A 20,856-nucleotide genomic window follows, 5' to 3' on the forward strand; every position below is an offset into this window, starting at 1 on the left:
ACTCCCCTTGTTGCGCGGATAGTAGCAGCGGTAAATGATAACGCCAAGAGGCATCTGCACTGCCGTCAAAAATAAATCGGGGCCCCATCAAGGAGCCCCGCAAGCAGGTTCAACACATCCCCATCAGAGCGGGTCGACCTTGAGGCAGGAGACCGCGTGATCGAAGTTCCCCTCCAGCACTGGGCGGGTCTTGGCACACTCGGGGCCAGCCACCGGGCAGCGGGTGCGGAACACGCAGCCTGACGGTGGATTCATCGGTGAGGGCAAATCCCCCTCCAGGATCTGGATCACCTTGTTGCGCTCCAGCTCAGGGTCCGGGATTGGCACCGCTGACATCAGCGCCTTGGTGTAGGGATGCAACGGGTTGGCAAAGATCTCCTTGCGGGTCCCCAACTCGACGGCGTTGCCCAGATACATCACCAGCACCCGATCGGAGATATGTTTGACCACCGACAGATCGTGGGCGATGAAGATAAGCGACAGCCCCATCTCCTTTTGCAGGGATTTGAGCAGGTTGACCACCTGCGCCTGAATGGAGACGTCAAGCGCCGAGACCGGCTCGTCGCAGATGATCATCTTGGGCTCGAGGATCAGCGCCCGGGCAATCCCGATCCGCTGGCACTGGCCGCCGGAGAACTCGTGCGGATAGCGGTTGACCAGGTTGGGCAACAACCCCACCTTGCTCATCATGGCGCGCACCTTCTCTTTCACCTCTTCCCGCGGCAGGTTGGGGTAGAAGGTGATGAGCGGCTCGGCGATGATGTCGCCGATAGTCATGCGCGGGTTCAGAGAAGCCAGCGGGTCCTGGAAAATCATCTGGATCTCTTTACGCTTCTCGCGCAGGGCATTCTGATCGAGCTTGGTAAGATCGTCACCCAGCCACACCACCTTGCCATCGGTGGCCGGTACCAGACCGATGATGGCGCGGGCAAAGGTAGATTTGCCGCAACCGGACTCACCCACCACGCCGAGGGTTTCCCCTTCGTAGAGGCGCAGAGTAACACCATCGACCGCCTTGAGGTCGGACGGTTTGGCCCAGGGCCACGCCTTGCCACTCTTGATACTGAAGTGGACCTTGAGGTCAGACACTTCCAACAGCAATTTTTTGTCGGCACCCATTTAGTTGGCCCCCTTGTTCATGGCATCCGAAACCCAGTGACAAGCACGCTCCCGACCGTCGTTGAACGGGGTCAGGATCGGTGACTGCTGGCCGCAAATTTCGCTGACCCGGTGGCAACGCTCCTGGAAGGGGCAACCGGTGGGCAGACGCAGCAGGTTGGGCGGATTGCCCGGGATGGTGGGCAGCACTTCCCCTTCGGTATCGAGGCGGGGAATGGCGCGCAGCAAGCCTTCGGTGTAGGGGTGGCTCGGGCGATAGAAGATATCGTCTACCTTGCCGTACTCCATGGTACGACCGGCATACATCACCAGCACCTTGTTGCAGATACCGGCGACCACGCCAAGGTCGTGGGTGATCATGATGATGGCGGTGTTGAACTCGCGCTTGAGCTCGTTCATCAGGGTCATGATCTGGGCCTGCACGGTCACGTCTAGTGCGGTAGTCGGTTCGTCGGCGATCAGCAGTTGCGGCCGGCAGAGCAGTGCCATGGCGATCATCACCCGCTGGCGCATGCCGCCGGAAAACTCGTGGGGATACATCCCCATCCGCTTGCGTGCTTCGGGAATTTTGACCGCATCGAGCATCCGTACCGACTCTTCGAACGCTTCCGCCTTGCTGACGCCCTTATGCAACATCAGCACTTCCATCAGCTGATCCTGCACCTTCATGTAGGGGTTGAGCGAGGTCATGGGGTCCTGGAAGATCATGGCGATCTTCTCGGAGCGGATCTTGTTGAGCTTGGACTCCGGCAGGTTGAGGATCTCCTCCCCCTGAAACTTGGCAGAACCGGTAATAATGCCGTTTTTGGCCAGCAGCCCCATGATGGCGAAGGCCGTCTGGGATTTGCCGGAGCCGGACTCGCCGACGATCCCCAGGGTTTCACCCGCAGAGAGAGAAAAGTTGAGGTCGTTGACCGCCACCACATTGCCGTCCGGGGTCTTGAACTCGACCCGCAGATCTTTCACATCCAGTAACTTCATATAAAAACTCCTTATCGATCTTTCGTGATGCTTTCCTGTCGATCCGATGCTCGATTAACGATCTTTCGGATCGAGGGCGTCACGCAGACCATCCCCGAGGAAGTTGAAGCAAAACAGGGTCACCACCATAAAGCAGGCGGGGAACAGCAGTTGCCAGATGGCCACTTCCATCGACTTGGAGCCTTCATCCAGCAGGGCACCCCAGCTGGTCATCGGTTCCTGAACACCAAGGCCCAGGAAACTCAGGAAGGATTCAAACATGATCATCCCCGGCACCAGCAAGGTGGCGTAGACGGCCACGATACCGAGTACGTTCGGTACGATGTGACGGGTAATGATCTTCCACTTGGAGACGCCACAGACGTGGGCTGCCTCGATAAACTCCTTGCTCTTGAGGCTCAAGGTCTGGCCCCGCACGATACGCGCCATGTCGAGCCAGCTCACCGCCCCGATGGCGATAAAGATGAGTGCCAGATTGCGGCCAAAGAAGGTGACCAGCATGATGACAAAGAACATGAAGGGGAAGGCGTTGAGGATCTCCAGTACCCGCATCATCAGGCTGTCGACCCGCCCGCCGATAAAGCCGGAGGCAGCGCCATACAGGGTGCCGATGATGACCGCCACCATGGCGCCCATGATGCCGACCATCAGGGAGATGCGACCGCCCAGCAGGGTGCGCACAAACAGATCGCGCCCCAGACTGTCGGTTCCGAAGTAGTGACCTGCTTCCATATCCGGCGGCGACTGCATGGCGCCCCAGTCCGGATCGTCAAAGGTGTATTGGGACAAATGGGGGCCAAAGATGACCGCCAGACCGATGATGGTCAGAATGATCAGGCTGGTCAGGGCCGCCTTGTTGCGCAGGAAACGGCGACGGGCATCCTTCCACAGGGAGCGCCCCTCCACCACTTCCACTTTTTGCGCGAACGCCTCGACGGCATCGCGTTTTTCAGTTGAAACAACCATGATGAACTCCCGAATTAGTAACGGATCTTGGGATCGATAAAGGCGTAGAGAATATCGACCACAGCGTTAAAGGTGATGGTGAGGGCGCCGACCAGAATGGTCAGACCGAGCACCATGGAGTAATCACGGTTAAGAGCACCGTTGACGAACAGCTGACCGATCCCCGGCAGGCCGAAGATGGTCTCGATCACCACGGAACCTGTGATGATGCCGACAAAGGCCGGGCCCAGATAGGAGACCACTGGCAGCATGGCCGGACGCAGCGCGTGTTTCAGGATGATGTGGCGCAGCGGCAAGCCCTTGGCACGGGCGGTACGGATGAAGTTGGAGTTCATGGTCTCGATCATGCTGCCCCGCATGATCCGCGAGATGGCAGAGATGTAGTACATCATCATGCCGAACACCGGCAGCACCATAAACTGGATGCCACCGCCCTGCCAGCCACCGGCAGGGAACCAGCCAAGATGAATACTGAAGAACAGCACCAGCAAGGGCGCCAGCACAAAGCCCGGGATCACCACCCCGGCCATGGCCGACGACATCAGCAGATAATCGATGATGGTGTTCTGTTTCAGTGCCGCTATGGTGCCGAAGGTGACCCCCAGCAGCACGGCGAAGAAGAAGGCCGTGGTCCCGATCTTGGCGGAAACAGGCAGCGCCTGACTCACCAGATCATTGACGGTGAAATCCTTGTATTTGAAAGAGGGGCCCAAATCACCCTGCACCAGGTTGCCCAGGTAAGTGAGATATTGCATGCCAATGGGTTTGTCGAGCCCGTATTTGGCCTCGATATTGGCGATGACTTCGGGGGGCAGTGAACGCTCGCTGGTAAAGGGGTTACCCGGGGCGAAGCGCATCATGAAAAAAGAGACGGTGATCAAGACCAGCAGAGTCGGGATCGCTTCCAATAGCCGTTTAAAAATGAATTTCAACATAGACATTTCCTGTCCTGTACTGCTTCCAAAGGGTCGCGGTTGTAATAAAGGCCCGCCGTCCGGCGGGCCCTGCTTGTTATGCGACTTGTTGCTTTAAATCAGTGAGCAATGATGTACATATCTTTGCTGTAGAGGTTATCCAGCGGGTTGCTTGGGTAACCCCCAACATAAGCTTTGACCATCCGAGGTTGAACATATTGGTATATCGGGATGATCGGCATGTCCTTGGCCAAGATCTCTTCAGCCTGGACATAGAGCTTGTTGCGAGCGTCCGCATCAACCTGATCACGAGAGTCGGTCATCAACTTGTCAAACGCTGGATTGGAGTACTTGCCATCGTTGTTGCCGTGAGTGGTCTGCATCAGGTCCAGCATGGATGAGGCTTCGTTGTAATCGGCGCTCCAGCCGGCACGACCCACGTCAAACTGGCCCTGCTTCTTGGTTTCCAAGTAAGTTTTCCACTCCTGGTTCACTAAACTGACCTCTGCACCCAGTTTTTTCCACATGGAAGCAACGGCCACAGCCACTTTCTTGTGGTTGTCATCGGTGTTGTAGAGCAGCTCGAACTTCAACGGCTTGCTGGCATCGAAACCTGCCTCTTCAAGCAGCGCCTTGGCCTTGGCGTCACGTTCGGCCTGGGTCATTTTTGACCACTCTGGGGCAACCGGTTTAAAACCATCGACATAGTCAGGCGTCAACCCATATGCGGGTTTTTGCCCTTGCCCCATGACTTTATCTGCAATCACGTCACGATTGACCGCATAAGAGAGAGCAGTTCGCACTCGCACGTCATCAAACGGCTTTTTCTTGATGTTGAACTGGTAGTAATAAGTAGAAACCAGACCTTCAACCTTCAAATCAGCCGGGTAATCTTTCTTGAGTTGCTTGAAACGTTCGATAGGCACGTTCCATGTCATATCAATTTCACCAGCCAAGAAGCGATTTAGCTCCGCGTTAGTGGACTGGATCGGAAGATAGGTAACCTTGTTGACCACCGTTTTCGCATCATTCCAGTAGTTTTTATTACGCTCCAAGCCAATTCGCTCATTAACAACCCACTCCTTCAATACGTAGGCACCATTACCTACCATATTGCCCGGCTGGGTCCATTTTTCACCATACTTCTCGATCACCTTCTTCGGTACCGGGTAGGTGGTGGTGTGAGAGAGCATGGTTACGAAATAAGGGATAGCCTTCTCTAGCTGCACTTCGAAGGTGTAGTCGTCGGTCGCCTTCACGCCCAGCGTATCAGCCGGCTTCTTGCCAGCAATGATCTCTGTAGCATTGGCAATAGTTGGCATCTCCAGATACCAGGAGTAAGGAGAGGCTGTCTTGGGGTCAACTGCACGCTGGAAGGCATATACAAAATCATGTGCGGTGACAGGTTCACCGTTGGACCACTTGGCATCTTTGCGCAGGTGGAAGACATAGTGCTTGTTATCCTTGGTTTCCCAAGACTCTGCGACACCGGGAACAACTTCCCCTTTCGAACCGGATGTCACGAGACCTTCAAAGAGGTCGCGCAAAATTGCAGACTCAGGCGTTCCTTCAACTTTCTGTGGGTCCAAGGTCGCAGGCTCGGAGCCGTTGCCTTTTACCAGTTGCTGGACTTCAGCCAGCTTGGTTCCCGCCGGGACATCGGCAGCCTGAGCCACATTGACGCCACCAAACAGTGCAGCCACCAGCAATGTGTTAATCATTGTTTTTTTATGAGTCATTTCCCTACTCCAACAAGAACATTCCATGCATTTTTTAAAGTGACGGGGTTAAAACCCGCTCCCAGCATAATTCCCTGCCAATTCCGATAATGCAACAGATATTGTCAGGGTAATCGTCATTTTCTGGTCAAAAAATCAGCTGGCGTGCGCTTTTTCAGTATTAAAACACCGGCAAAGCGCTCATTTTTCACACAAACGACCGATTCTAGAAAAGACCGGGCAAAAAGCAACCAATAAAAAGCCGGTCACGAGGACCGGCTTTCATAAAGCGGAGCTGGCTCACATCAGGCTGGGGAAAACCCCCTTGATACCGGCCACCATGATCTCGATACCCAGCGACATCATGATAAGACCCATGATACGGGTCACCACGTTGATGCCGGTGTTGCCCATGATCTTGAACAGCAGCGGCGCAGCGCGGAAGATGAGCCAGGAGCAGAAGGAGAAGACCACGACAACCACTGACATGCCGAGCAGCTGCTGCCAGTGGCTCTGGCTGGCGTAGACAATCACCGAGGAGATGGCACCGGGGCCCGCCATCAGCGGCAGCGCCAACGGCACCACGGCGATAGACTCGCGCACCGCCAGTTCACCCTTCTCCTGTTTGTTGTGCTTCACCTCGCCCAGCTTGCCCTGCAGCATCGACCAGGCAATCAGGGTAATCAGCGACCCACCGGCGATCCGGAACGATGCCAGCGAGATGCCAAAACCATCGAGGATCAGTTGCCCCATATACATGGAGACCAGCAGGATCACCATCACCGCGATATTGGCGGTGGTATTGGTTTTCATCCGCTCGGCCTGGGTATGGTGGCTGGTCAGGCTGACAAACACCGGCAACAAACCAAGCGGGTTGATAATTGCGAACAAACCGACAAAAAACTTCAGATACAACGAGACGTCAATTGCTGCCATAGGCGCCTTCCAATAGAGTTTCGGGCCCAGCGGGCCAGTCCATTAATTTCGTGCGTAAATTTACATCATAGCCAGAGCGGGCACCAATCAAATAATCTCACCATTTTGAGGGTTTTTTAGTTAGTTCATCTAATGCATCCGCGCTAACTGGCATAAACCGATGCCAAAAGCCCTTTCTACCGCCCGACACGCGCCAGAAAAGTGAGCGCAAGCCTGCTTAATCATGACCAGAGAGTCCGACGATGACTGACCGAATGACCAAGCGACTCGAGAGAATCCAAGCTTTGCCTTCCTACTATTTCAGGCCACACATCACTTCATTGACTCGGCAAGAGAGCCACAATGCAAAAACCGGGAAAGGGGGCAGAAATGGCCCCCTCGGGGAATAAAGTGGATTAGTCATGGATTAAAACAACAATCATTTTTGCAACAAACGCTGGAATAAAGTGCGTTTGTCGGTGATTTTGAAACCGATTCACTCATATTTGCTAACCTATAGCGCCAAAATAGCTCTGCAATCCTATGTTCGATTGCAATTAACCACTTGATAAATGTGGTTTATTACCATGCGTTAACAAGTCTCTCACCTTTCCCTTTGATGCACATTCCGATAACATCAGTCAAACAAGGATTGTGAAATAAAATTTCTTTTGTTCTTTTGTTACACATGATCCAGATCAAGTTTTTCTGAGTCAGCCCCGCTCTATAATCGACTCAGAAAGCGATTTAGTAAGGCATGTGAAAAAGCTGTTGCAACGATACCGTCTTGACAGGGCGACTATAATTGCCGGGCATTGCCAACGTCTTACTAAACAGTTTTCAAATAATCAGGAGATAAACATGGCAGTAACCAATTTGGCTGAACTGGATGCACTGGTCGCCCGCGTTAAGGAAGCCCAGCGTGAATTCGCCAGCTTCTCTCAAGAGCAGGTAGACAAGATCTTCCGTGCCGCCGCCCTGGCCGCCAACAACGCCCGTATCCCCCTGGCCCAGATGGCCGTGGAAGAATCCGGTATGGGTATCATCGAAGACAAGGTTATCAAGAACCACTTCGCCTCCGAATACATCTACAACAAGTACAAAGACGAGAAGACCTGCGGCATTCTGAGCGAAGACGATCAGATGGGTACCATCACCATCGCCGAGCCGGTAGGTATCATTTGTGGTATCGTTCCGACCACCAACCCGACCTCCACTGCGATCTTCAAATCCATGATCGCGCTCAAGACCCGCAACGCCATCATCTTCTCCCCGCACCCCCGTGCCAAGAACTCCACCAATACCGCTGCCAAGCTGGTACTGGATGCCGCTGTTGCCGCCGGTGCACCGAAAGACATCATCGGCTGGATCGACCAACCGTCTGTTGAGCTCTCCAACGCCCTGATGAAGCACGAAGACATCAACCTGATCCTGGCCACCGGTGGCCCGGGCATGGTGAAAGCAGCCTACTCCTCCGGTAAGCCTGCTATCGGTGTAGGTGCCGGTAACGTACCTATCGTTATCGACGAAACCGCCGACGTGAAGCGTGCCGTTGCCTCCATCCTGATGTCCAAGACTTTCGATAACGGTGTGGTCTGTGCTTCCGAGCAGGCCGTCATCGTTGTTGATGCCATCTACGACCAGGTTAAAGAGCGCTTTGCATCCCACAAGGGCCACGTGCTCTCCAAAGAAGATGCTGACAAGGTACGTAAAGTCATCCTGATCAACGGTGCCCTGAACGCCAACATCGTTGGTCAGCCAGCCACCAAGATTGCCGAGATGGCAGGCGTGACTGTGCCGGCTGATACCAAGATCCTGATTGGTGAAGGCGTCAAGCTGTGTGCAGAAGACGAGTTTGCTCACGAGAAATTGTCCCCGCTGCTCGGTATGTTCCGTGCAAGCAGCTTCGAAAACGCCGTTGATATGGCCTGTGACATGGTCAACATCGGTGGTATCGGCCACACCTCAGGTCTGTACACCGACCAAGACCGCAACGCTGACCGCATCAAGTACTTCGGCGACAAGATGAAGACCGCGCGTATCCTGATCAACACCCCGTCTACCCAAGGCGGTATCGGTGACCTGTACAACTTCGCAATGGCACCGTCCCTGACCCTGGGTTGCGGCTCCTGGAGCGGTAACTCCATCTCCGAAAACGTGGGTCCGAAGCACCTGATCAACAAGAAGACAGTCGCAAAACGGGCAGAAAACATGCTGTGGCACAAACTTCCGAAATCCATCTACTTCCGTCGTGGTTCCCTGCCGATCGCTCTGAGCGACCTGGAAGGTAAAAAGCGTGCCATGGTCGTGACCGACCGCTTCCTGTTCAACAACGGCTACGCCGATGAACTGGTCAGCCTGCTGAAAGCACAGAATATGGAAGTGGAAGTGTTCTACGAAGTAGAAGCTGACCCGACCCTGGCTGTGGTTCGCAAGGGTGCCGAGATGGCCAACTCCTTCAAACCGGACGTTATCCTGGCGCTGGGCGGTGGTTCACCGATGGATGCTGCCAAGATCATGTGGGTGATGTACGAGCACCCGAACACTGCGTTCGAAGATCTGGCCATGCGCTTCATGGACATCCGCAAGCGTATCTACAAGTTCCCGAAAATGGGCGTGAAGGCCGAACTGGTCTGTATCACCACCACTTCCGGTACCGGCTCTGAAGTCACTCCGTTTGCGGTAGTAACCGATGAAGTGTCTGGTCAGAAGTATCCGCTGGCTGACTACGAGCTGACCCCGAACATGGCCATCGTTGATGCCAACCTGGTCATGGGTATGCCGAAGTCCCTGTGTGCCTTCGGTGGTATCGATGCCGTGACTCACGCCATGGAAGCCTATGTTTCCGTACTAGCTAACGAGTACTCCGACGGCCAGGCGCTGCAAGCCCTGAAAATGCTGAAAGAGTACCTGCCGTCCAGCTATCAGAACGGAGCCAACGACCCGATCGCTCGTGAGAAGGTGCACAATGCTGCCACCATCGCCGGTATCGCGTTCGCCAACGCCTTCTTGGGTGTGTGCCACTCCATGGCTCACAAACTGGGTGCCGAGTTCCACATTCCGCACGGTCTGGCTAACGCCCTGCTGATCAGCAACGTCATCCGCTACAACGCGAACGACAACCCGACCAAGCAGACTGCGTTCTCCCAGTACGACCGTCCGCAGGCTCGTCGTCGTTACGCCGAAGTCGCTGACCACCTGGGTCTGACTGCTGCCGGTGACCGCACCGCTGCCAAGATCGAGAAGTTGCTGACCTGGCTGGACGAGCTGAAGGCTACCTTGGGTATCCCGGCCTCTATCCGCGAAGCTGGCGTGACTGAAGCTGACTTCCTGGCCAAGGTTGACCAGCTGGCTATCGAAGCTTTCGATGACCAGTGCACCGGCGCCAACCCGCGCTACCCGCTGATCAGCGAGCTGAAGCAGGTTCTGCTGGACTCCTACTACGGTCGTCCGTTCACCGAAGCCGCTCCGGTAACTGCTGCCCCGGTTGAAGCCAAGGTTGAAGGCAAGAAGAAATCCAAGGCCTGATAGCCAGTCCTGAGATAACAAGCCCGCGCACTGCGCGGGCTTTTTTTATCTGCCACTATCACAGAGCTCCTCTCTCCAGCCGATTGCGCTAGTGCAGCCCCTAACTTCCCAACCAACTCGCCCCAGCCAATCCGTTATCAACATCCCAACCTGTCACTCTGTATTGATGGGCACCTGTGATAACAAGAGCACGCTCCATCACCTCCTATCCCCAACGAATTACCCTGACGGGCAGATGTGAGCAGTCAACGCCATCTCAAGAGCTAAAGGTGTGATAAACAGGATAAGCGGAGCCTCGCTAACGCAACGCAGCAGAACTGCCGACTGGCGTACGTGCAGGGCCAACCGACTGGCATGAATAGATCAATGATAATGCACAGAGAAAGCGGGAAAAACTGTCAGTGAAGAGAGTTGTTGCACCGGTTGCGCAACCGACACATCAGCAGTTGCCACGATGCAAAGATAAAAAAATGGCAGCCATCAGGCTGCCATCGGGAGAGCACGATTCAGCGATCAGAGGGTCGCAGCGACTTCATCGGAGATGGAGCCGTTGTGATACACCTCTTGCACATCGTCCAGATCTTCCAGCATGTCGATCAGACGCATCAGCTTGGGTGCAGTTTCTGCATCCAGCTCGGCTTCGGTGGAGGGGATCATGGTCACTTCGGCGCTCTGGGCCTTGAAGCCGGCAGCTTCCAGACCATCCAGCACGGTGCCGAAGTCGTTCGGGGTGGTGTACACCTCGATGGTGCCATCCTCTTCGGTGACCACGTCATCGGCGCCCGCTTCCAGCGCGGCATCCATCAGGGCATCTTCGTCTACGCCCACGAAGGTCAGCAGACCTTTCTTGCTGAACAGATAGGCGACGGAGCCGTCGGTGCCCAGGTTGCCACCGCACTTGCTGAAGGCGTGACGCACTTCGGCTACGGTACGGTTACGGTTGTCGGTCAGGCACTCTACCATCACGGCAGAGCCAGCCGGGCCGTAACCTTCGTATACGATGGTCTCGAGCTGCTCGCCATCGCCACCACCGGCGCCACGCGCAATGGCACGGTTGATGGTGTCGCGGGTCATGTTGTTGGTCAGGGCGGCAGTCACCGCAGCACGCAGACGCGGGTTGTTGGCCGGATCGGCATCACCCAGACGCGCGGAGGTAGTGATTTCGCGGATCAGTTTGGTGAAGATCTTGCCACGCTTGGCGTCCTGAGCGGCCTTGCGGTGTTTGATGTTGGCCCATTTACTGTGACCTGCCATAGAGACTCTCCGTTATTTTTTAAATGTCAGTAACACTGATCATGACTAACCCAAGGGAAACACAGAGGCCGCACGGCGGCGGCCTCCGGTGCCGGTATCGGCTTACTCGTCGCCCTTGACGGTGGTTGCAATCGCCAGCTCACCCAGTTGGGCGGCATTGGCAAGGCTGGGGGCGTCTGTCATCAGACAGGCGGCCGCGGTCGTTTTCGGGAAGGCGATGACGTCCCGAATGTTTTCGGTGCCGGTCAGCAGCATGCTGAGACGGTCCAGACCGAAGGCCAGACCGGCGTGCGGCGGGGTACCGTACTTCAGGGCATCCAGCAGGAAGCCGAACTTCAGGCGCTGCTCGGCCGGGGTGATACCCAGGATGTCGAACACGGTGGACTGCATCTCGCTGTTGTGGATACGGACAGAGCCGCCACCCACTTCGTAGCCGTTGATCACCATGTCGTAGGCGTTGGCGTAAGCACCCACCGGGTTGGCTTTCAGCTCGGCCGGGCTCATGTTGCTCGGCGCGGTGAACGGGTGGTGCATGGCGGCCAGACCACCTTCACCATCTTCCTCGAACATCGGGAAGTCGATGACCCACAGCGGTTTCCAGCTGTTCTCCAGCAGGCCCAGATCGCGACCCACTTTCAGACGCAGGGCGCCCATGGCATCGCAGACCACTTTCTTGCTGTCAGCGCCAAAGAAGATGATGTCGCCGTCGGCTGCGCCGGTACGAGCCAGGATCTCACGCACGATGGCGTCAGAGAGGAACTTGGCAACCGGAGACTGCACGCCTTCGATACCATTGGCCGCTTCGTTGACCTTCATCCAGGCCAGGCCCTTGGCACCGTAGATGCCGACAAACTTGGTGTATTCGTCGATCTGCTTGCGAGAGAGCTCAGCACCGCCCGGTACTTTCAGGGCAGCCACACGGCCTTTCGGATCGTTGGCGGGGCCCGCGAACACGGCGAACTCGACAGCAGTCAGCAGATCAGCCACATCAACCAGCTCCATTGGCAGACGCAGGTCCGGCTTGTCGGAGCCGTAGCGACGCATGGCTTCGTCGAAGGTCATGATCGGGAAGTCGCCCAGATCCACGTTCAGGATGTGCAGCCACAGTTTGCGGATCATCTCTTCCATCACTTCACGCACCTGCGGCGCGGTCATGAAGGAGGTCTCCACGTCGATCTGGGTGAATTCCGGCTGGCGGTCGGCACGCAAGTCTTCGTCGCGGAAGCACTTGACGATCTGGTAGTAGCGATCGAAGCCGGACATCATCAGCAACTGCTTGAACAGCTGGGGAGATTGCGGCAGGGCGTAAAACTTGCCCTTGTGCACGCGGCTCGGCACCAGATAATCACGGGCACCTTCCGGGGTGGCCTTGGTCAGCATCGGGGTCTCGATATCGAGGAAGCCGTGCTCGTCCATGAAGCGGCGTACGAAGGCGCTGGCCTTGGCACGGGTCTTCAGGTACTTGGCCATCTCGGGACGACGCAGATCCAGGTAGCGATACTTGAGGCTGATCTCTTCGCTGTTGACCTGATTGAAGTCCAGCGGCAACGGCTCGGCACGGTTGATGATGTTGAGTTCGTGGGCGAACACTTCGATGGCGCCAGTGGCCATGTCGCTGTTGCGCTGGGACTCGGGACGGGTGCGCACCACGCCGGTCACCTGGATGCAGAACTCGCCGCGCAGCTCGGAGGCCAGGGCGAACGCGTCCGGCTTGTCCGGATCGAAGAACACCTGAACGATCCCTTCCCGGTCGCGCATATCGATAAAGATCAGACCGCCGAGATCACGACGACGATGAACCCAACCGCACAATGTAATGGTCTGCCCTGCATGGGCCTCATTGACCTGTCCGCAATAGATAGAGCGCATGGACTTCTTCCTTCGAAATTGTAGAGAGACGGTTAACCTTGGGCCGCCGGGCACGACTGGCAAGCACCGTCTGTCTCACAGCTGGCCAGATTCTTTTTCTTACCCGGTTTGAAATCAGTCTCGTACCATCCGGTTCCCTTGAGCCGGAAGCCTGCCGCCGATATCAGCTTGACCAGATTCGGCTTGCTACAGGCCGGACAGTCGGTCAGGGGGGCATCGGAAAGCTTTTGCAGTTTTGCCAATTCATGGCCACAGACGTCGCAACGATATTCGTAGATAGGCATGGGTCACAAGAAATTGAAAAACAAAAGGGCTGGCATTATAGAGGAAAACCCCCTTTTGGGTAAAATGGCCAGCAGCCTCCTTTCGCCAGTTTTTTGCACTCGATGGCAAAAAGCGGGCAAAAAATCGGCACGAATGCACCAAGAGCGAAGAGAATAGCCATCATGAGCCTCTATTTGGGCCTGCCACAGTGGTCCCACCCCAGCTGGCCCGGCCAGTTGCTGGGCCTTGGCGCCAAGCCTGCCGAACACCTCGCCCACTACGCCACCGTGTTCAATTCGGTGGAGGGCAATACCACCTTCTACGCTCTGCCGACCCCCGATACGGTACAGCGCTGGGCCGATGCGGTGCCCGATCACTTTCGTTTCAACTTCAAATTTCCGCAAACCATCAGCCACCAGAGCGATCTGGTGAGCGCAGACAAACAAGTTGCCGACTTTATTCACCTGCTCGCCCCGCTGCACGACAAGCTGGGGCTGCTCACCCTGCAGTTGCCCGCCCGTTTCGGGCCAGAGGGGCTGGCCAGACTGGCGGCCTTTATCGAGCGGCTGCCAAGGGCGTTTCGCTACGCCCTCGAAGTGCGTCACCCTGAGTTCTTCGCCAAGGGGGAGGCCGAGCGGGCATTGAACCGGCTGCTGATGGAACAGGGTGTGAACCGAGTGATGCTCGACAGCCGGCCACTCTTCTCGGTGCAAGCAACCACGCCAGCCCTTGTCGATGCCCAGGGCAAGAAACCGCGCCTGCCGGTGCATCTGCTGGCCACCGCCAACGCCCCCATGGTGCGCTTTATCGGCCTGCCGGATCCGGAGGCCAATCACCCCTTCCTGCCCAGCTGGCTCCCCCACTGGCGCCAGTGGCTCGCGGAGGGCAAGGACCTCTACCTCTATATACATACTGCCGACAACGCCCAGGCACCTGAGCTGGCCCGTCAGATCACCCGCTTGCTGGAGCAGGAGATGGCCCCCTGGCCGGGGGAAAACGATCGCGCACGGCAGGGAGTGCTGCGCTTTTAGCCAACCCATTCTGCGGCCATCGTTTCGCTGCAAAAAAAGTGCTTTTTTGTGGCGTGGCAAGCCCTGGCGTCAAGACAAACGGCCATCAATCCTCTACACTACCGCCCCAAGTAAGGGTCCGGAACATGACCCGTACGAACAGGAACGGTCCAAAGGATTTCACGACCAGCCACCCCGTTCGTAAACAGGTGATAAATCTACTCTGATGGGTGTCACCCAACGACTCAATTGAACAATACAGCCGGGTGATGTCCCGACTGTCAGGTTGCGCCAGCATGCATACCAAAGATCAAATTTTTGCCGCCCCGATCGCCCGATTGGGAGACTTCTGTTTTGACGAACAGGTCGTCGACGTTTTTCCCGATATGATCCAGCGCTCGGTGCCGGGTTACAGCAACATCATCTCTGCCATCGGCATGATGGCCGCCCGCTACGCCCAACCCGAGAGCCGACTCTATGATCTCGGCTGCTCACTGGGCGCCGCGACCCAGGCGATGCGTCGCCATGTCAGCCAGCCCGGCTGCCGCATCACCGCGGTGGATCTCTCCCATCCGATGATTGAGCGTGCCCGCGCCCACCTCTCCGGTTTCAAATCCGAGGTGCCGGTGGAGCTGGTAGAGGCGGATATCTGCGACATCGAGATCGAGAACGCCTCCGTGGTGGTGCTCAATTTCACCCTGCAATTTGTCGAGCCAGAGAAACGGGCCGCCCTGATCCAGCGCATTCACGATGGGCTGCGCCCGGGCGGGATCCTGATCCTGAGCGAAAAGTTCCGCTTCGAAGATGAACCAGTCAACGAGCTGCTCATCGATCTGCACCTCGACTTCAAGCGTGCCAATGGCTACAGCGAGCTGGAGATCAGCCAGAAACGCACCGCCCTTGAGAACGTGATGCGCACCGACAGCCTGCCGGTGCATCAGGCTCGCCTACGGGACGCCGGTTTCGTCCATCAGGATCTCTGGTTCCAGTGCTTTAACTTCGGCTCCATGATTGCCATCAAATCCAGCGACGCCCAGCCATGATCGACTTTGCCAATTTCTATCAACTGATTGCCAAAAACCGGCTGAGCCACTGGCTGCATACCCTGCCCGCCCAGCTGCACGCCTGGCAACATGACAACCAGCATGGCGACCTGCCGCGCTGGAACCGCGCCCTCAACAAGCTACCGGTGGTCTCCCCCGGCAACATCGAGCTGAAAAGCCGGGTCGAGATTGGCTCGGCCGAGAGCCTTGGCGAAGGTGAACGCAAGAAGGTCGAGAGCCTGCTGCGCCACTTCATGCCCTGGCGCAAGGGGCCGTTCACGGTGCACGGTATCCATATCGACACCGAGTGGCGCTCGGACTGGAAGTGGGATCGGGTGCTGCCCCATATCAGCCCGCTCGAAGGGCGTTACGTGCTGGATGTGGGTTGCGGCAGCGGTTACCACCTCTGGCGCATGGTGGGTGAAGGGGCCAAGCTGGCGGTCGGCATCGACCCTAGCCCGCTGTTCCTCTGCCAGTTCGAGGCCATTCGCCACTTCGCGGGCAATGATCAGCGCGCCCACCTGTTGCCGCTCGGCATTCAGGAGCTGCCGGAGCTGCGTGCCTTTGACACCGTCTTCTCCATGGGGGTGCTCTATCACCGCAAATCCCCCATCGAGCACATCGAGCAGTTGCGCAATCAATTGAAAGATGATGGCGAGCTGGTGCTGGAGACGCTGGTGATTGATGGCGGGGTCAACGACGTGCTGATGCCCACTGACCGTTACGGCAAGATGCGCAACGTCTGGTTTATTCCCTCAAGCCGCGCCCTCAAGCTGTGGGTCGAGCGCTGCGGCTTCACCGACGTGCGGATAGTAGACGAGAATATGACCAGCACCGACGAACAGCGTCGTACCGACTGGATGATTAATGAATCCCTGAGTGACTATCTGGATCCAGACAATCCGGCACTCACGGTAGAAGGACACCCGGCGCCGAAACGTGCCGTACTGATTGCCCGCAAGGCCAAAGACTAGCCGGTGGCGCTTGTGGAAGTTACACTGACCCAATTCCAGGAAGCACAGTTAAATGAATGACATGAAAAGCAAATTAAAAGGAATGACCCTGCTCTCCCTGCTCAGTCTCGGCGGGTGTGTCAATATGGAAAAAGCGCCTCAGGTCCCTGCTCTGACGCTGGCCGAGCTTCGTAGCGAGCTGAGCCAGAGCGAGCAGCGCCTGCAAACATCCATGGAACAGCAACAGAAGCAGTATGTGCAGCAACAGCACCTGCTGGTTCAGCTCAACACAGATGTCACCAATATGAAAGAGTCCGTCAAGCAAGTAGACCACAAGCTCGCCACCCTCCCCTCCGAGCCGCCCAAGCCGATGGCCATCCCCACCGAGAAGTGCCCGGCCCCCAATCTGGGTCACACCATCGATGGCAAGCTGATGGTCGGTGAAGCCGAGTGGATCTGGGTTGATGCGGCCAACGACGCCTTCCAGGCGCGGGTCGATACCGGTGCGACCACCTCCTCCATCAGTGCGCAGGAGATCACCATTTTCGAGCGCAACGGCAAAAACTGGGTGCGCTTCTTCCTGAGCCATCAGGAAGTGGACGACAAGATCCAGATCGAAGCGCCGCTGGTACGCCATGTACGGGTGCGTCAGGCCTCTGCCGACGATCTGGACCGCCGTCCGGTAGTGCGTCTGGCCGTGCGCATTGGCGACATGACCGAGAAAGCCGAATTTACCCTGAAAGACCGTAGCGACATGACCTTCCCTGTGCTGCTGGGTCGCGAATTTTTGAAAGACATCGCCGTGGTTGATGTCGCCCGCGAATATATCCAACCCAAACCCAAGCTCAAGGATGTGAAATAATCCATGGTTTCCCGTAAGCCGTTCTATTTGCTGGTAGCCCTGCTGTACATTGTCGGCCTGGGGATGACGATTTATCACCATATCGCGTTGGATGTGCCGCTGACGCCCGGTGAAAAGCGCCAGATCTGGTCCATCGAAGCCAAGCTGGAGTTTGAGGCGACCGGTGAGCCGGTGATCGCCTCTCTGGCCATTCCGGGCACCCAGCCCGGTTTCACCCTGATGAACGAGAACGCCGCCAGCCCCGGCTACGGCCTCTCCTTTGTCGAGAAAGATGGCGATGCCCGCGCCGAGTGGTCCATCCGCACCGCCTCCGGCCGTCAGGAACTCTACTACCGCGTCGACATGATGGCGGATGCCCACGCCAAACCGGCCGCCAATCCGCAGCCGCCTGCCATCGAGAAGCAGATCGAGAGTGAGCCTTACGCCACCGCGATGAAGCAGATCCTCGAGCGGGCGCAGGAGCGCTCTGCCGACGGCTACACCCTGACTCGCGAGATCATCAAGGAGATCGAGAAGCAGGAGCAGAATGCCGAGCTGCTGAAAAAGCACAAGAGCCGCGCCAACCTGATCGCCGAGCTGCTCAACAATGCTGACGTCCCCACCCGCGTGGTGCATGCCCTGAATCTGGAAGATGGCCGCCGTCGTCAGGAGCTGGTGGATTACCTGCAGGTATTCAACAGCCCGACCGACTACAAGCTGTTCAACCCGCAAACCGGTGAACAGGGCCGTCCGGCCAACCTGCTGCTGTGGGAATATAACTCCGGCGCCCTACTGGACGTGACCGGTGGCCACAACTCCCGTGTCAGCTTCTCGATGATCGAACAGGAGCAGCCGGTGAGCGTTGCTCTCGCGCAGAAGTTCGAAAAATCAGAGATGATGAACTTCTCCATCCACAGCCTGCCGCTGGAAGAGCAGACCCTGTTCAAGGGCTTGCTGCTGATCCCGATCGGCGTGCTGATGGTGGTGTTCCTGCGGGTTCTGGTGGGGATCAAGACCTCAGGTACCTTTATGCCGGTGCTGATCGCGGTCGCCTTTATCCAGACCTCGCTGGTCACCGGTCTCATCGGCTTCCTGCTGATCGTCGGCACCGGTCTCATCATCCGCTCCTATCTGTCTCGGCTTAACCTGCTGCTGGTCGCCCGAATATCGGCCATCATCATCATGGTTATCTCGATGATCGGTATCTTCTCGGCGTTCGCCTTCAAGCTGGGGCTGACCGATGGTATGAAGATCACCTTCTTCCCGATGATCATCCTCTCCTGGACCATCGAACGGATGTCCATCCTGTGGGAAGAAGAGGGCCCGAAAGAGGTGTTCCGCCAGGGTGGTGGCTCTCTGCTGGTTGCCGTCATCGCCTATCTGGCCATGGATAACGAGCTTATTCGTCACCTCACCTTCAACTTCCTCGGCCTGCAGCTGGTGCTGATGGCGACCGTGCTGTTGATGGGTAACTACACCGGCTACAAGCTGAGCGAACTGAAGCGCTTCAAGCCTCTGGTGGACGAAATGAAATCTGGCGTCACCCCGGGTAAGGATAAGTAACCGATGTGGTTCTGGGAAAAATACACAACCCCGTGGAGCCTGTCCCAATCAGGCATCCTCGGCATGAACAAGCGCAACCACTCCTATATCAGCCGCTACAATCCGCGCAGCCTCTATCCGCTGGTGGATGACAAGCTGCAGACCAAGCAAATTGCGCTGGATGCAGGGGTCACCGTGCCTGAGCTGATCGGTACCATCCGTGCCCAGCACGATGTGGGTCGCATCACCGAGCTGGTAAAAGATTGGCCGGGCTTCTGCATCAAGCCGGCCCGTGGCTCGGGCGGCAAGGGGATCCTGGTGATCCTGCGCCAGGAAGATGGCCTCTTCTACAAGCCCAACGGCAGCGCCTCCAACGGTCAGGATCTGGAGCGCCATGTCTCCAACATTCTGGCGGGGCTCTATTCGCTCGGCGGCAAGCCAGACGTGGCACTGGTCGAAGGCCTCATCAACTTTGATGATGTGTTCGACGGCTACTCTTTTGAAGGGGTACCCGATGCCCGGGTGATCATCTTCAAGGGGTTCCCGGTGATGGCGATGATGCGCCTCTCCACCGCAGCCTCCGATGGCAAGGCGAACCTGCACCAGGGCGCCGTGGGGGTGGGTCTGTGCCTGCGTACCGGTCGTGCCCTGCGGGCGGTGCAGTTTGGCAATCCGCTGCGCCACCATCCGGACACCGGGCTCGATCTCTATGAGCTCAAGGTGCCCCACTGGGATACCCTGCTCACCCTGGCCGCCTCCTGCTACGAGATGTCGGGTCTGGGTTATATCGGTACCGATATGGTGCTGGACAAGTTCCGCGGCCCCATGCTGCTGGAGCTCAACGCCCGTCCGGGTCTTGCCATCCAGATCGCCAACGGTCGCGGCCTGGTGCCCAACCTCAAGACCATCGAAAAACTGGGACAGGTGAAGATGAACGTGGAACAGCGGGTCAATTTCGCCAAGGATCACTTCGGGATCTTTGAGGAATAACACCTCCGCTTGTGAACTAAGCGCGCCTATGGCGCGCTTTTTTTATGGCGATTGTCTGTCGGCATATCCCCCCACCCAGCCATTCGGATCAGCATCTCATTTCGAAACAACGAGTACGCCAGCGAACGGCAGCTTGGAATAGCGATGGAGCGAGAAGAGTGTGACCGCAATGTCAGGGGATGGATAAATCTCAGGTATAAAAAAACCGGCGCCAAGACGCCGGTTCTTCAAGGAGAGTGCAGCCCGATTACAGGGAGTCAGCATTCTCGGACAGGTACTTGGCAACGCCGTCCGGAGAGGCTTGCATACCTTTTTTGCCTTTTTCCCACTGAGCTGGGCACACTTCGCCGTGCTCTTCGTGGAATTGCAGGGCATCGACCATGCGCAGCATCTCGTCGATGTTGCGGCCCAGCGGCAGATCGTTGACAACCTGATGGCGAACGACACCGTTCTTGTCGATCAGGAAGGAGCCACGGAACGCCACGCCGGCTTCCGGATGCTCAACGTCATAGGCTTTGCAGATTTCGTGTTTCACGTCGGCGATCAGCGGGTACTTGACCTGACCGATACCGCCATCTTCCACTTTGGTGTTGCGCCATGCGTTGTGGGAGAACTGGGAATCGATGGAAACACCGATCACTTCCACGCCACGCTTCTGGAACTCTTCATAGCGGTGATCGAAGGCAATCAGCTCGGACGGGCAGACGAAGGTGAAATCGAGCGGATAAAAGAAGACAACGGCAGCTTTGCCTTTGATGTGGGATGACAGGTTGAATGAATCAACGATCTCGCCATTACCCAGAACAGCTGCGGCGGTAAAATCGGGTGCGGGACGGCCTACCAATACCATATTCAATTCCTCTTTATGTGAAGTGAACAATCCGGTGAGGATTGGGCTACCTAGAGCCAAGTCCATCTAATTCAAGCGACAAACTATAGACCCGGTGGT

At 56.9% G+C, this 20,856-nt stretch carries 17 protein-coding genes; 7 read left to right on the forward strand and 10 right to left on the reverse strand.

Annotated elements, in window-relative coordinates:
- Positions 1–123 precede the first annotated feature (123 nt).
- The 6 genes from oppF to AB5Y86_RS04605 form a co-directional block, all read right to left on the reverse strand.
- Positions 124–1,119, reverse strand: a complete 996-nt coding sequence (gene oppF, locus AB5Y86_RS04580) for a murein tripeptide/oligopeptide ABC transporter ATP binding protein OppF (protein ID WP_005337666.1) — start codon at positions 1,117–1,119, stop codon at positions 124–126.
- The gene (locus AB5Y86_RS04585; protein ID WP_005337668.1) at positions 1,120–2,100 is read right to left on the reverse strand and encodes an ABC transporter ATP-binding protein; all 981 of its coding nucleotides are present in this window, start codon (positions 2,098–2,100) and stop codon (positions 1,120–1,122) included.
- Positions 2,101–2,154: 54 nt separating this feature from the next.
- Positions 2,155–3,066, reverse strand: a complete 912-nt coding sequence (oppC, locus tag AB5Y86_RS04590) for an oligopeptide ABC transporter permease OppC (RefSeq protein WP_005337670.1) — start codon at positions 3,064–3,066, stop codon at positions 2,155–2,157.
- A gap of 14 nt (positions 3,067–3,080) precedes the next feature.
- Positions 3,081–4,001: an oligopeptide ABC transporter permease OppB gene (gene oppB / locus AB5Y86_RS04595; protein ID WP_005337672.1), complete on the reverse strand. Its 921-nt coding sequence runs from the start codon at positions 3,999–4,001 to the stop codon at positions 3,081–3,083.
- A gap of 98 nt (positions 4,002–4,099) precedes the next feature.
- Complete coding sequence (locus AB5Y86_RS04600) at positions 4,100–5,719, reverse strand: ABC transporter substrate-binding protein (RefSeq protein ID WP_139434502.1); 1,620 nt, start codon at positions 5,717–5,719, stop codon at positions 4,100–4,102.
- 279 nt (positions 5,720–5,998) lie between these two features.
- Complete coding sequence (locus AB5Y86_RS04605) at positions 5,999–6,634, reverse strand: YchE family NAAT transporter (protein ID WP_005337678.1); 636 nt, start codon at positions 6,632–6,634, stop codon at positions 5,999–6,001.
- Positions 6,635–7,474: 840 nt separating this feature from the next.
- Between AB5Y86_RS04605 and adhE the strand changes: the two genes are divergently transcribed.
- Complete coding sequence (adhE, locus tag AB5Y86_RS04610) at positions 7,475–10,141, forward strand: bifunctional acetaldehyde-CoA/alcohol dehydrogenase (protein WP_019446648.1); 2,667 nt, start codon at positions 7,475–7,477, stop codon at positions 10,139–10,141.
- 513 nt (positions 10,142–10,654) lie between these two features.
- Here adhE and AB5Y86_RS04615 read toward each other — a convergent pair.
- The 3 genes from AB5Y86_RS04615 to AB5Y86_RS04625 form a co-directional block, all read right to left on the reverse strand.
- Positions 10,655–11,395 (reverse strand): YebC/PmpR family DNA-binding transcriptional regulator, encoded by a 741-nt coding sequence (locus AB5Y86_RS04615; protein ID WP_040094613.1) that lies wholly within the window; start codon positions 11,393–11,395, stop codon positions 10,655–10,657.
- 102 nt (positions 11,396–11,497) lie between these two features.
- Positions 11,498–13,264: an aspartate--tRNA ligase gene (aspS, locus tag AB5Y86_RS04620; protein ID WP_005337684.1), complete on the reverse strand. Its 1,767-nt coding sequence runs from the start codon at positions 13,262–13,264 to the stop codon at positions 11,498–11,500.
- Positions 13,265–13,296: 32 nt separating this feature from the next.
- Positions 13,297–13,548, reverse strand: a complete 252-nt coding sequence (locus AB5Y86_RS04625; RefSeq protein ID WP_005337686.1) for an FmdB family zinc ribbon protein — start codon at positions 13,546–13,548, stop codon at positions 13,297–13,299.
- A 162-nt stretch (positions 13,549–13,710) separates the two neighbouring features.
- On the opposite strand from AB5Y86_RS04625, the gene AB5Y86_RS04630 reads away from it, so the two are divergent.
- The 6 genes from AB5Y86_RS04630 to AB5Y86_RS04655 all read left to right on the forward strand — a co-directional run bounded on the left by AB5Y86_RS04630 (position 13,711) and on the right by AB5Y86_RS04655 (position 19,907).
- Entirely contained in the window at positions 13,711–14,559 is an 849-nt protein-coding gene (locus AB5Y86_RS04630) for a DUF72 domain-containing protein (protein WP_368192257.1), read from the forward strand.
- Positions 14,560–14,834: 275 nt separating this feature from the next.
- Positions 14,835–15,581 (forward strand): carboxy-S-adenosyl-L-methionine synthase CmoA, encoded by a 747-nt coding sequence (gene cmoA / locus AB5Y86_RS04635; protein ID WP_005353159.1) that lies wholly within the window; start codon positions 14,835–14,837, stop codon positions 15,579–15,581.
- Positions 15,578–16,555 (forward strand): tRNA 5-methoxyuridine(34)/uridine 5-oxyacetic acid(34) synthase CmoB, encoded by a 978-nt coding sequence (cmoB, locus tag AB5Y86_RS04640; protein WP_013723597.1) that lies wholly within the window; start codon positions 15,578–15,580, stop codon positions 16,553–16,555. Before cmoA ends, cmoB begins: the two co-directional genes overlap by 4 nt.
- Positions 16,556–16,607: 52 nt before the next feature.
- A complete protein-coding gene (locus AB5Y86_RS04645) occupies positions 16,608–17,396 on the forward strand; it encodes an ATP-dependent zinc protease (RefSeq protein WP_368192258.1) in 789 nt (262 codons plus the stop codon).
- Between the two features lie 3 nt (positions 17,397–17,399).
- Complete coding sequence (locus AB5Y86_RS04650) at positions 17,400–18,938, forward strand: inactive transglutaminase family protein (RefSeq protein WP_005337699.1); 1,539 nt, start codon at positions 17,400–17,402, stop codon at positions 18,936–18,938.
- A 3-nt stretch (positions 18,939–18,941) separates the two neighbouring features.
- The gene (locus tag AB5Y86_RS04655; RefSeq protein WP_005337700.1) at positions 18,942–19,907 is read left to right on the forward strand and encodes an alpha-L-glutamate ligase-like protein; all 966 of its coding nucleotides are present in this window, start codon (positions 18,942–18,944) and stop codon (positions 19,905–19,907) included.
- Between the two features lie 247 nt (positions 19,908–20,154).
- Here AB5Y86_RS04655 and AB5Y86_RS04660 read toward each other — a convergent pair whose 3' ends face one another.
- Complete coding sequence (locus AB5Y86_RS04660; RefSeq protein WP_005337701.1) at positions 20,155–20,757, reverse strand: peroxiredoxin C; 603 nt, start codon at positions 20,755–20,757, stop codon at positions 20,155–20,157.
- Positions 20,758–20,856 lie beyond the last annotated feature (99 nt).

The organism is Aeromonas sp. s8 (assembly GCF_040907785.1).
Taxonomy (GTDB): Bacteria; Pseudomonadota; Gammaproteobacteria; order Enterobacterales; family Aeromonadaceae; genus Aeromonas; species Aeromonas veronii.

Bases quoted from the DNA above. Each gene is read 5' to 3' on its own strand.
- oppB (WP_005337672.1), bottom strand. From the start codon at position 4,001: ATGTTGAAATTCATTTTTAAACGGCTATTGGAAGCGATCCCGACTCTG.
- AB5Y86_RS04605 (WP_005337678.1), bottom strand. From the start codon at position 6,634: ATGGCAGCAATTGACGTCTCGTTGTATCTGAAGTTTTTTGTCGGTTTG.
- cmoA (WP_005353159.1), top strand. From the start codon at position 14,835: ATGCATACCAAAGATCAAATTTTTGCCGCCCCGATCGCCCGATTGGGA.
- AB5Y86_RS04585 (WP_005337668.1), bottom strand. From the start codon at position 2,100: ATGAAGTTACTGGATGTGAAAGATCTGCGGGTCGAGTTCAAGACCCCG.
- oppC (WP_005337670.1), bottom strand. From the start codon at position 3,066: ATGGTTGTTTCAACTGAAAAACGCGATGCCGTCGAGGCGTTCGCGCAA.
- cmoB (WP_013723597.1), top strand. From the start codon at position 15,578: ATGATCGACTTTGCCAATTTCTATCAACTGATTGCCAAAAACCGGCTG.
- AB5Y86_RS04600 (WP_139434502.1), bottom strand. From the start codon at position 5,719: ATGACTCATAAAAAAACAATGATTAACACATTGCTGGTGGCTGCACTG.
- AB5Y86_RS04630 (WP_368192257.1), top strand. From the start codon at position 13,711: ATGAGCCTCTATTTGGGCCTGCCACAGTGGTCCCACCCCAGCTGGCCC.
- AB5Y86_RS04645 (WP_368192258.1), top strand. From the start codon at position 16,608: ATGAATGACATGAAAAGCAAATTAAAAGGAATGACCCTGCTCTCCCTG.
- AB5Y86_RS04660 (WP_005337701.1), bottom strand. From the start codon at position 20,757: ATGGTATTGGTAGGCCGTCCCGCACCCGATTTTACCGCCGCAGCTGTT.
- oppF (WP_005337666.1), bottom strand. From the start codon at position 1,119: ATGGGTGCCGACAAAAAATTGCTGTTGGAAGTGTCTGACCTCAAGGTC.
- AB5Y86_RS04655 (WP_005337700.1), top strand. From the start codon at position 18,942: ATGTGGTTCTGGGAAAAATACACAACCCCGTGGAGCCTGTCCCAATCA.
- AB5Y86_RS04650 (WP_005337699.1), top strand. From the start codon at position 17,400: ATGGTTTCCCGTAAGCCGTTCTATTTGCTGGTAGCCCTGCTGTACATT.
- AB5Y86_RS04615 (WP_040094613.1), bottom strand. From the start codon at position 11,395: ATGGCAGGTCACAGTAAATGGGCCAACATCAAACACCGCAAGGCCGCT.
- aspS (WP_005337684.1), bottom strand. From the start codon at position 13,264: ATGCGCTCTATCTATTGCGGACAGGTCAATGAGGCCCATGCAGGGCAG.
- AB5Y86_RS04625 (WP_005337686.1), bottom strand. From the start codon at position 13,548: ATGCCTATCTACGAATATCGTTGCGACGTCTGTGGCCATGAATTGGCA.
- adhE (WP_019446648.1), top strand. From the start codon at position 7,475: ATGGCAGTAACCAATTTGGCTGAACTGGATGCACTGGTCGCCCGCGTT.